Here is a 1,264-nt window from a genome sequence, read left to right as displayed (position 1 = left end):
AAGAAATACCCACCACTTTAACCTCCGCTTTTATCGCCGCAGAAGACAATCGCTTTTACGAGCACGGCGGTATCGATGTCATCGGCCTTGCTCGCGCTGCGGCTCAGTTAATCCAAGCTGGACGTATCAAAACAGGCGGCAGCACAATAACAATGCAAGTGGCCAAGAATTTCTTTCTGACCAGAGAACGGACATTCATACGAAAATTCAATGAGATTTTCCTCGCCATACAAATCGAAAGCGTGCTTTCCAAGCCGGAGATTCTTGAGCTATACCTTAACAAGATCTATTTGGGCAACCGCGCTTACGGTGTAAAAGCAGCAGCACAAGTGTATTACGGAAAAAACCTAGACGAGCTGACGCTTGCGCAAAGTGCAATGATCGCAGGGCTTCCGAAAGCACCATCAAGATACAATCCGATTATTAACCCGGAGCGCGCAAAAATTCGTCGCGACTGGATACTCAACCGCATGCTCGATCTGAATATGATTTCTATCGCCGAGCACAAAGCCGCTCGACAAGAGACAACCACGGCAGGCTACCACAACCCGCAGCCAGATCTATCAGCCCCTTACATAGCAGAGATGGCTCGTCAAAAAGCAGTCGAGCTATATGGTTCTGACGCCTATACCACCGGTTTGCGCGTTTTCGTGACCGCAAACAGCGAGTTACAGGCTCAGGCGCAGAAATCCGTCATCAATGGTTTAGAAGCTTATGATGCTCGCCATGGCTATCGAGGGCCGTTAGACAACATTGAACTTGATGGCTCAGAGAGCGATGCGGAGAAAAAACAAATCCTCCGTAGCTACCTAGCAAAAACACGCTTCACTCCAGCATTAGTTGAGGAAAGCACTTCAGACCAACTGTCAATCTTCTCTCTTGATGGCAAGCGGGGCCACATCTCACTAGAACAAGCAACGCGCGCTGCCCCCTTTATCAACATCAACAAAGTGGGCGAGCCTCCAAGCAATTTTGAAGGACTCTTCAGATCAGGCGACATCATCGAGGCGCGCCTTATCGATAACATGAATAAAGACCACACTCAGACCGAAGAAGGCGAAGTACTGCTGCATACGGAAGAGGCGACGCCGCCACAAGAGGATGAGCACCAAGCCTCGAGAGAGGCCATTCGAGACTATTCATTGTTCAGCTTCGAACTGCAACAAAGCCCCGAAGCACAAGCCGCATTGATATCTATTCGTCCAAAAGACGGAGCCATTCTCGCCCTCAGTGGAGGCTACAACTTCCAAATGAGCAAGTACAA

General features: G+C 49.5%; 1 protein-coding gene. It reads left to right on the top strand.

Annotated elements, in window-relative coordinates:
- A partial coding sequence (locus A3750_RS18045) for a transglycosylase domain-containing protein (RefSeq protein ID WP_197475134.1) occupies window positions 1–1,264 on the top strand: 1,264 nt, incomplete at both ends.

This window comes from Oleiphilus sp. HI0079 (genome assembly GCF_001635105.1).
This window is presented reverse-complemented; position numbering and strand designations above follow the sequence as displayed.